This is a genomic window from Peribacillus sp. SIMBA_075, assembly GCF_046534585.1.
This window is the reverse complement of the sequence record NZ_JAWRYN010000924.1, coordinates 1-260: the sequence shown is the minus strand read 5'-3', so window position 1 is coordinate 260 and position 260 is coordinate 1. Positions and strand designations below refer to the sequence as shown.

The window sequence follows — 260 nt, the reverse complement described above, 5'->3', positions numbered from 1 at the left end:
ATGGACGTTTCAGACCGTGTAACAGTCATCCGCAAAGGGCAAGGCATCGGGACGGTGACGACATCGGAAACCAACCCGAATGATTTGGCAGCTTTGATGGTTGGGCGCCAAGTGACTTTCAAAACCGAAAAAGGGCCTGCAAGCCCGACAGAGGAGACTTTGTCCGTCAAAGATCTGGTCGTCGAGGATTACCGCGGCATTGCCAAGGTGAAAAACTTGAATTTGACCGTCCGTAAAGGCGAAATTGTCGGAATTGCGGG

Annotated in this window: 1 pseudogene; it reads left to right on the top strand. The window is 51.9% G+C overall.

The annotated features are described in order from the left end of the window. Window positions 1–260: pseudogene (locus SB775_RS30955) on the top strand (heme ABC transporter ATP-binding protein); the annotation flags it as partial.